This window comes from Tabrizicola sp. TH137 (assembly GCF_002855575.1).
Taxonomy (GTDB): Bacteria; Pseudomonadota; Alphaproteobacteria; order Rhodobacterales; family Rhodobacteraceae; genus Paragemmobacter.
In genome coordinates, this window is the sequence record NZ_PKRQ01000024.1 from 1 (window position 1) to 9089 (window position 9089).

Sequence of the window (9089 nt, forward strand, 5' to 3'; positions counted from 1 at the left end):
CTGCCTCGCAACGAACGGTCTGACAGAACGTCAGGGGGGTCAAAATTGGACGCCGATACCCCGCCTTAGGGGGTCAAAATTGCACGCCGAAACACAACTGGCCTCTGCCACCGTCGTCTTGCCCTGAATGATCTCGACCACCAGCGCCGTCTTACGCTTCGCAGTCCACCGCTTGATGCTGTCGTCCATCGTCACACTCATCGCTACCTTCTCCTTTGTAGCATGAGCAGATTTTCACTGGGTCGATACAGGTGCTCCGACGCTGACCGAAATGGGGGCAAGTTTCGCCATCGCGAAGGGCGGGGTGCTGATCCTGCTCGTCGCCTCGCAGCCGGACGGATCATCCTTCAGGTCACTTCGAACAGAGATCGAACGTTGCCGGGTGGCGACAGTGAAGAAGCCGGATGGGCTACTCGCGCATGATTTTGTCCATTCGGTATGCGCAGTATGAACACATGCCGGCGTCATAGTTGAAGTCGTCTGGATTGAACTCCTCTCGGCACATTGAACATGTCAGATCAGCGCCCGGGCAGAGGACGCAACCTTCTCCATTCACCCAGCTTTCTCGATTGCACTCAGGACAGGTTGTGACTGGCGGTTCTCCGCCGTCCGTCATGGCGATGTATGCGTCGCTTGCCACAGTCTCGCCGATTGCAGCCTCGAAAACATCCTCACGATCCAACGCCTCGCCGCACTCCGCGCAATCGATCGCCATCGCCTCGAAGCTCTGGTTGTCGGAATCAATCTGCCGAACCAAAGAGGATCCACAATTCGAGCACCTGAGTTCTTTGACCGCTTCAACGAGGGTCTCGAACTCCCAGTTCATGTTTCGGAACGATTCAGTGCATCTCGCCTGCTGCTGATCAAAAACATCCTTATTCTCTAGTAGGGACTTCCAGACATCATCTCTGAAGAGATGTGCGGGCTCTTCCTGAAGGTGCTCCACCAACAGCTGCTCGATGACAGGCATGGCCGAAGCAAGAGCTTCTTTCGCAATCGCAGGTTTCACCGTCATGAACAAATGTTCGACATCATTTCTGATCCGAGCAAGCTCCTGGAGTTTTGACCAGTCGAGATTGAGCTCCAGCTCCTTGAAACGCTCCTCGATCTGTTGTCGGTCAACCGTGTTCCGGTGTGGCTTCTTTGGCACCATGAGAACACGGCCATCGATCTTTCGCGGAACGAGATCCTTGTAGATCAGTGAGCCGTCTGTTCCTTGCGGCGACAGGTTCCAAAGTACCTGTTTGCATAGCAGTAGGACGCCGGCGTAGAGGTTCCGGATAGCGGAGAGCACGCGGCGCTCGTCGCCTGTCTGGTAGTCCTCAACTCCGAGCTCGATCGAAAGCACCGCATTGTCGAGCAACTCTTTCATGTTCAGTAATACTCGCGAATGTAGCCGTATGCCTTCTCGAACAGCTCCGCGTCCTGGTGCAGCTTGTAGCGAAAGAGTGTCTGGCGAAGGGCCTTCTTGACCTCGCGCTCGCCCGCATGGGTCGCCTGCCATCCCTCGAAACGCACCTCGCGGACGATGGCATCAATATCATCCACGACTCGCTTGACCATCACGGGCGTGTCGCCGTTCCGGGCTTCTTCAAACAGCGCGGTCAACGCCGCTTTGCCACGGTCGATGTCCTCTTCTTCCGGCGTCTCGCGTTCGGTCTTCACCACGTCTTTCGCCAGCGCCAGAAGCTCTTTCAAGAAGTCGATAGACAGCAGGAGACCTTGCTGATGCCGGTTCTTCAGGTCCTCCAGGCGCTCGCCCAACGCCTTGAACTTCGGGTTCCCCGCATGTTTCCGCAGGCGGCCCGCCAGCTTGACCGAGATTTCCTTGGCCTTCTTTTCCGGGTCAGGGTTGCCGAGCACCGCCTCCAGCAGTTCGGCATCCAGAACCAGCGTGTCGAGATCATCCCGCACCGCATCGACATGGACGTTTTCGTGGATCAGCTCGATGGTCTTGGCGCCCAGCCGATGCCACAGCAGCCGCCCTGTGCCACTAGAGGGCTTCAAGGACTCATAGACCTGCGCCAGCCAGCGATAGCCGGTCTCGTACTGCGTCAGAACTGGATCGGGTGACAGCGCCTCCCATATGCGCGCCAGAACGCTGAAGTCGGCCGCGAAGGCATCGCGCAGGTCGTTGTTCGAGATGCACTCCTGCGCGGCGATCAGGCCCTCGTAGCCGGTCAGGCTCCGGTCCACGCCCGCGAAATAGGCGAGGCACTTCTGCAGAGCGGTCGGCAGGGCGTTGATCAGCTCGGCGATGTTCGACACCGCTTTTTGCACGCCCTCCTCATCGAACTTCAGCGCCTGGGCCACGTCGTCGAAGATGCCGAGGTAGTCGACGATCAGGCCATGGGTCTTCTGCTCACCATAAGGGCGGTTTGTGCGGCAGATCGCCTGCAGCAGCGTGTGGTCGCGCAGCGGCTTGTCGAGGTACATCGTCTGCAGGATCGGTGCGTCAAAGCCGGTCAGCAGCTTCGACGTCACGATGATGATCTTCAGCGGGTCCTTCGGATCGCGGAACCGGTCGAGCAACTTCTCCTCGGCATCGCGGTCGCGCTTGAAGGCTGCATATTCGGGCTCATTGCTGTTGACCGAGATCACCACGTCCGAGACCTCGGGCGGCAGGTGGCGGTCGAGTTCCTGCTTGTAAAGCAGACAGCTTTCGCGGTCGAAGGTCACCACCTGTGCGCCAAAGCCGTTCGGGGCGACCTTCTCCTGGAAGTGCTTGGCGATGTCGCCGCAGATCGCGCTGATCCGCTTCGGCGCCTTGACCAAGATCGACATCTTGGCCGCCGCCTTGCCCAGCCGATCCCGGTCCTCGTCGGTCAGGCCTTGCGTCAGCTCGGCATAGGCCTCCTCGATGGCCTTCTGGTCGATGTGCAGGTCCACCAGCCGCGGCTCGAAATGCAGCTCCTTCGTCGCCCCGTCGCGGATCGAGTCGTTCAGGCCGTAGCGGCTCATGTAGCCGCCATCGTCGGTGTCGGCGCCGAAGGCGTAGAAGGTGTTCTTGTCGGCGCGGTTGATGGGCGTGCCGGTCAGGCCGAACAGGAACGCGTTCGGCAGGGCGTCGCGCATCTTGCGGCCCAGGTCGCCTTCCTGTGTGCGGTGCGCCTCGTCCACCAGCACGATGATGTTGTCGCGGTCGTTCAGCACGCCGTCGGCCTCGGCGAACTTGTGGATCGTGGTGATCACCACCTTCCGCGCGTCCTTGGCCAGCAGATCGGCGAGTTCCTTGCGGCTTTCCGTGCGCACCATGTTGGCCATGTCGGCGGCATAGAAGGTGCCGGAGATCTGGCTGTCCAGATCGATACGGTCCACCACGATCAGCACCGTGGGGTTCTTCAGCGCCGGGTGCAGCCGCAGCTTGCGCGCAGCGAACAGCATCAGCAGCGATTTGCCCGACCCCTGGAAATGCCAGATCAGCCCCTTGCGCGGCTGGCCTGCCACGACGCGCGCGACGATCTTGTTGACGCCGTCCACCTGCTGATAGCGGGCGATGATCTTGATGCGGTGCTTGCCCTTCTGCGTCGCGAAAGCGGTGAAGCTGTCGAGCATGTCGAGAACCATCGCCGGGCGCAGCATCGAGGTGGCGGCCTTTTCCACCGCGCCCATCGTTTGCGGCCCGTCGCCGTCGCGCCAGGGGCCCCACATATCGACCGGCATCCGGACGGAGCCATAGCGGAACTCCTTGCCCTCGGTCGCCACCGAAAAGACGTTGGGCACGAACAGTTCCGGCACGTTCCGCTCATAGTCGTCATGCACCTGCAACGCGGCGTCGAGCCAGCTTTGGCTGGACCGCACCGGCGTCTTCGCCTCGATCAGCACCAGCGGAATGCCGTTGACCAGCAGCACCAGATCGGCGCGCTTTTCCGTCTTCCCGGCCCGGATGATGAACTGCTGGGTGACGACGAAGCTGTTCTTTTCGATCTCGTCGAAATCGATCAGGCGGATGGTGACGTGTTCGCCATTCACGCCGAAGGGCATCGAGCGTTCGCCCAGTGCCCACGCGGCAAATTCCTCGTTCGCCTTCACCAGCCCGTCTGACCGCGCGCCCATGACGATGGCGCGCAGGCGGTAGAGCACGTCATCGGCCCGGCCAGGGTTGGCGGCAATGTCGGGGTTCAGGCGGATCAGGGCGTCGCGCAGATGGGGTTCGACCAGCACCTCTTGCGGCTGGCGGGGCAGATCGGCGGGGGCGATGTAATGCCAGCCGAGGCCCGCGATCCTGCCGCCCGTTCGGGCAAGGCCGATGGAGAGTTGCGCCGGTCGGGCCGAGACCGCGCCCGTGAGAAGGTCGCGCAGATGAGCTTCGACGGTGTTGGCTTCGGTGAAGATCATGATTCAAAACACTTGAGAAGGAGTTCTTTTCCAAGATAGCGAACAGACGCAAGCCTTCGAAGCACAGCGTCGAGACTAGCCGTAATTGCCAAATCAGCCGAAATGATTTCGTGTTGTTTTTCGACAGTCGGAACTGGGATTTTGAACCTATTAATGATGCTTTGTGTCATCAATGGCTGAGCGCCACCTGTGGCGTGCCCGTTGAGATGCAAGTTCTGTAGGCACAACTCAAAATAGCGGGACTTAAGGCGGTCACTGTGCGACTTCACATACAGCGCATTATCCGTCACCCAGCAGGGCTCATCGATGAAGTGAACGGCACCGCAATATTCACCAACTCTTCCGATTGCGATGCAGGGACTGGGCACCTCCTCAAGCGGCTGGTCTGAATAACCTGCGACACCATTGCCACCCACAACTGGAATTGGAAACAATTCGCTGCGGCTTTTTGGAAGGTCTGAAACCCTTATCAATTTGCCGCTGCTAAACTTCGCAAGTTTGCCGATTTCTTCCCGGTCGATTGTAGAGTCGGAAATGGCGCTTGCGAAAGCCGCTTCGCGAAGCATCTGCGACGATAGAGTTGCCTCGTTGAGCTTCTCATGCAACGTTCGGAACGCCGATAGCGCCTCCACCAACCGCGCCTGCTCCTGGATCGGCGGCAGCAGGAACTCGAAACTGGCGAGGCTGGTCCAGTTGGTGCGCGGCGACAGCGATCCGGCCGAGGTGCCGACGGCGTGGTCGAAGAAGGCGTCGGTCTGGCACAGGAAAGGCAGCAGTTCGGGCATCAGCCGGTCGTTCGCCGGTTCCAGCACATAGATGTCGCCGGAACAGACCCCTTCGAAATCCGCCACCGCCACCTTGCGCTGATAGGCGCGGCGCTTGCCGAACAGAACCTGCCCCTGCTTGAACAGCGTGGTGAAGGTCGTGCCATCGGCCACGTCGCCCCAGCGCCGGATGCGCAGGTCGCCGGGTTCGATATGCTCCAGCCCGACGACACGTTCGATCCCGGCCGCCTCCGGATCGGCCACCCGCGCTTTCGACAGGCGCACCACATCGCCAAAGGCCACACGCGTCCACCCTACCTTGGAAATCGGCCGCTCAAGCATCGGCTTCCTCCGCAGGCGTCAGACCGTCGAGCATGTCCACCAGCGCGTCCATGCCCGTCCAGAACTCGCGCCCTTCCTCGTCAAACGCCGCCCAGGTCGCCGCCAGCGTTGCACCGCCCGCCACCGCCGCCTTGGGCCGCTTCACATAGCGGGCAATCGACAGGTTGCCGTCGGCCGCCAGCACATCGGCCACATCCGCCACCGCGGCAAAGCCGGGATCATCCGCAAAGGCGTGATAGGCCGCCAGGATGCGCGCCTGATGTTCGGGGCGCAGAAAGCTTTGCGCCCGTTCGCGCGCAATCTCGGCCACCGCATCAATGAACAGGATCCGCCCCTTGCGCGCCTCGGGCTTCTGCGACCGGCAGATCACCACGCAGGCCTCCATCGGCGAGTTGTAGAAAAGCCCCGGCCCCAGCCCGAGCACGCATTCGACGCGGTCGGATTCCACCAGCCTGCGCCGCATCTCGGCCTCTTCATTGCGGAACAGCACGCCATGCGGAAACAGGATCGCGCAGCGCCCGGTCTTTGGGTGCATCGACGACAGGATGTGCTGGAAGAAGGCGTAATCCGCCCGCCCCTGCGGCGGGGTGCCAAGGAAGTTGCGCCCCCAGGCATCCTGCTCCCACGCGCCGCGGTTCCATTTCTTGATGGAATAGGGCGGATTAGCGAGGACGACGTCGAAGGTGCGCAGCCGGTCGCCCTGCACGAAGGCGGGCGTGGCCAGCGTGTTGCCGCTGGCGATGTGGAAATCGTCCACGCCATGGATGACCAGGTTCATCCGCGCGATGGCGGCGGTGATGGTGATCAGCTCCTGCCCGTAAAGGCCGGTGGTGCGTATGTCGCCGCCGCGCCGCTTCACCTCGGCCAAGCACGAGATCAGCATGCCGCCGGTGCCGCAGGTGGGGTCATAGATGCTCTCGCCCGGCCGGGGTTCCAGCATCTGCGCCATCAGATGGACGAGGGTGCGGTTGGTGTAGAACTCTTGCGCGGTGTGGCCGCTGTCGTCGGCGAATTTCTTGATCAGGTATTCGTAGCCATTGCCAAGCTCATCCTCGGGCACGGCGGCGAGGGTCAGGTCGTGCTTGGAGAAGTGCTCGATCAGGTTCTTCAGCGTGCTGTCGGGCATCTGGGCCTTGTCGGTCCAGTTCGCGTTGCCGAAGACGCCCTGCAGGCGTTCGGGGTTGGCGGCTTCGATGGCGAGGAAGGCCGACAGCAGAGCCCGCCCGACATCGCGCGGTGCGGAACGGACGTCGTTCCAATGCGCGCCCTCGGGGATCACAAAGCGGTCGTTAGCGGTGTCGGTGGCATAGCCCTCGTCGCCGGTTTCATCGAGCGCCTGCTGGTAATCCTCGTCCCAGACGTCGGATAGACGTTTGAAGAACATGAGCGGGAAGATGTACTGCTTGTAGTCGCTGGCATCGACCAACCCGCGCAGCAGTGTGGCGGCACCCCAGAGATAGCTTTCTAGTTCGCGTTGACTGAGCTGGCCCATCACTCTTGGCCCTCCAGCCATTTTTCTGCTGGCGTGAAGTCGTTCTGATCCCGGAGGTGGATGACGTGGGTCCACTGGGAACCGACGAGAGCGAACACCACGATGGCAGAGCCGTTATTCACGAAATCCTCGTCAAGCACATAGTGCACCTTCAGGTTGCCGGAACTGAATCTATCGCTCTTTCTCAGTGGTCTGAACGCAAACCGGTCAAGGGTTTCGATTTTCTTATCAGGGAGAAGGTCGTGAACGGATACCCACCTTTCGTTCCGACCTGACAGATTTCGCACAAAGGAACCGGAACCACTCTCGGCGCACAAGTCTTCCAGGAACGCGATTAGCTCTTCGCATTCCGCTACGCAGAGATTTGGCTGGGTACCACTCACTGCAGCCATCCTCCGTCGACCAGCACCTTGCGCAGGTGATCCTCGGCCGCCCGGGCTTCGGCCAGCGCGGTCTTGAACGCCTCGACGGCTTCGGGGAGCGGCGGGATGTCCTGGCCGATAGGCGGCAGGACGTAACGCGAGATGTTTAGCGTCCAGCCCTCCTCCTTGATCTCGCCCAGCGTCGCGACCTTTGCACGGTCCTCGACATCCTCGAAGGCGCGGTACCAGGAGACGATCTGGTCGCTGTGCTCTTGATCGAGGAAGTTCTGGGCTCGGCCTTTGCGGAAAAGGCTCGAGGCGTCGATGATCAGCACCTTGTTCTTGCGGGCCTCAGGCTTCTTACGGCGCAAGATAACGACACACCCGGCCAATTGGGTGCCGTAGAACAAGTTCGGCGCAAGACCGATCACCGCTTCGACCATGTCCTTTTCCAGCAGGGCCTGTCGGATTGAGCCCTCGGCCGATTTGCGAAACAGCGCGCCCTGTGGCAGGACGACCGCCATACGGCTGTTCCCGGTGGGCGCCATCGACGCAATCATGTGCTGGACGAACGCGTAGTCGCCATAGCTTTCGGGCGGGATGCCGTACTGGGCGCGACTCCAGGGATCTGTCTCCCACAGGTCACGCCCCCATTCCTTGAGCGAGAACGGCGGGTTCGCGATGACGCAGTCGAAGGTGGCAAGGCCGCCCGTGCTGCAGTCTGTGAACGCCGGGTTCCGCAACGTGTCCTCACGGGCCACCTGGAAGTCCTCAATCCCGTGCAGAACGAGATTCATCCGAGCGATTGCGGCGGTGGTGAGGTTTTTCTCCTGCCCGTAGATCTTCCCGTAGAAAGTCCTCGGGTCGCCACCCTTGCGCACCACATGCTCTATAGCTCCGAGGAGCATGCCGCCCGTACCGCAGGCGGGATCATAAATGCTTTCGCCTTCCTTCGGATCGAGTATCTCAACCATCATCCGCACGACGCTGCGCGGAGTGTAGAACTCGCCTGCCTTGTTGCGGCGAGTTACATCCGCGAACTTGCCAACCAAGTATTCATAAGCGTCGCCCAGCACATCGGTACGGACGGCAGTGTTGCCCAGCCTGATCTCAGAAAATCCTTCGATCAGGTCCTTTAGCAATTCGTCAGAGAACTTCTCCCTATTGCCCCAATCCGCGGAACCAAAGACACGGAAGAGAGTGTCTGGATTGGCTCGCTCAATCTCTAGCATCGCCGTTTGAAGAGCCGTACCGACGTTTGCAGGGACTGCCCTGATGTCGTTCCAATGACAGCCTTCGGGCAAGACGAAGCGGTGCACCTCCGGAAACAGGGACGGATCGGCCTCCCCATAGACTTCGTTTGCTTCGGCGGTTTCTTCGTCCCACACATCGGAGATGCGCTTGAAGAACAGAAGGGGGAGGATGTAGCCCTTCCAATCCGTGCGATCGAGGGCAGAACCACGAAGCGTGTTTGCTGCTTCCCACATAGCGGATTTCAGCTGAAATCCTTGTTCCAAGAGCTCGCTCATTATCCGTTCTAACTATGCCCAATAGCTGACTGCGATCTGACCCCATGTTTAGGGACATTTTCAAGTCGCGGGGCAATCACTTTCTAGCGCATTCGCACGACGGAACACTTAAGTTCAGCCACAGGCTCAGAGGTCCAAACGCGCAGGCCACCTAAGCGTATGAACCCGACATTCCCCAAGTGGCCTGCCGCTTGACTTCAAGATCGCCTGATTTTGCTCGCTGGGCAAGCGTTCTTCGCCCCGAGCGGTGTCTGTCGTCGCG

7 protein-coding genes are annotated in these 9089 nt (G+C 60.6%); all 7 read right to left on the reverse strand.

The annotated features are described in order from the left end of the window. Positions 1-39 precede the first annotated feature (39 nt). Complete coding sequence (locus C0V75_RS23890) at positions 40-189, reverse strand: hypothetical protein (RefSeq protein ID WP_173861120.1); 150 nt, start codon at positions 187-189, stop codon at positions 40-42. Between the two features lie 220 nt (positions 190-409). After that, complete coding sequence (locus tag C0V75_RS22325; RefSeq protein ID WP_101923183.1) at positions 410-1372, reverse strand: hypothetical protein; 963 nt, start codon at positions 1370-1372, stop codon at positions 410-412. A gap of 2 nt (positions 1373-1374) precedes the next feature. Beyond that, positions 1375-4338, reverse strand: a complete 2964-nt coding sequence (locus C0V75_RS22330; RefSeq protein ID WP_173861121.1) for a type I restriction endonuclease subunit R — start codon at positions 4336-4338, stop codon at positions 1375-1377. Then, on the reverse strand, positions 4335-5444 hold the full coding sequence (locus tag C0V75_RS22335) for a restriction endonuclease subunit S (RefSeq protein WP_101923184.1): 1110 nt from the start codon (positions 5442-5444) through the stop codon (positions 4335-4337). Before C0V75_RS22335 ends, C0V75_RS22330 begins: the two co-directional genes overlap by 4 nt. Next, positions 5437-6936 (reverse strand): class I SAM-dependent DNA methyltransferase, encoded by a 1500-nt coding sequence (locus C0V75_RS22340; RefSeq protein ID WP_173861122.1) that lies wholly within the window; start codon positions 6934-6936, stop codon positions 5437-5439. The genes C0V75_RS22335 and C0V75_RS22340 overlap by 8 nt, the downstream gene beginning before the upstream one ends. Then, a complete protein-coding gene (locus C0V75_RS22345) occupies positions 6936-7319 on the reverse strand; it encodes a hypothetical protein (RefSeq protein ID WP_101923186.1) in 384 nt (127 codons plus the stop codon). The genes C0V75_RS22340 and C0V75_RS22345 overlap by 1 nt, the downstream gene beginning before the upstream one ends. Next, the gene (locus C0V75_RS22350; RefSeq protein ID WP_101923187.1) at positions 7316-8827 is read right to left on the reverse strand and encodes a class I SAM-dependent DNA methyltransferase; all 1512 of its coding nucleotides are present in this window, start codon (positions 8825-8827) and stop codon (positions 7316-7318) included. Before C0V75_RS22350 ends, C0V75_RS22345 begins: the two co-directional genes overlap by 4 nt. Between the last annotated feature and the right edge of the window lie 262 nt (positions 8828-9089).

Excerpts from the sequence above, each read along its gene's own strand:
- C0V75_RS22330 (WP_173861121.1), bottom strand. The coding sequence starts at position 4,338 with ATGATCTTCACCGAAGCCAACACCGTCGAAGCTCATCTGCGCGACCTT.
- C0V75_RS22340 (WP_173861122.1), bottom strand. The coding sequence starts at position 6,936 with ATGGGCCAGCTCAGTCAACGCGAACTAGAAAGCTATCTCTGGGGTGCC.
- C0V75_RS22350 (WP_101923187.1), bottom strand. The coding sequence starts at position 8,827 with ATGAGCGAGCTCTTGGAACAAGGATTTCAGCTGAAATCCGCTATGTGG.
- C0V75_RS22335 (WP_101923184.1), bottom strand. The coding sequence starts at position 5,444 with ATGCTTGAGCGGCCGATTTCCAAGGTAGGGTGGACGCGTGTGGCCTTT.
- C0V75_RS23890 (WP_173861120.1), bottom strand. The coding sequence starts at position 189 with ATGGACGACAGCATCAAGCGGTGGACTGCGAAGCGTAAGACGGCGCTG.
- C0V75_RS22325 (WP_101923183.1), bottom strand. The coding sequence starts at position 1,372 with ATGAAAGAGTTGCTCGACAATGCGGTGCTTTCGATCGAGCTCGGAGTT.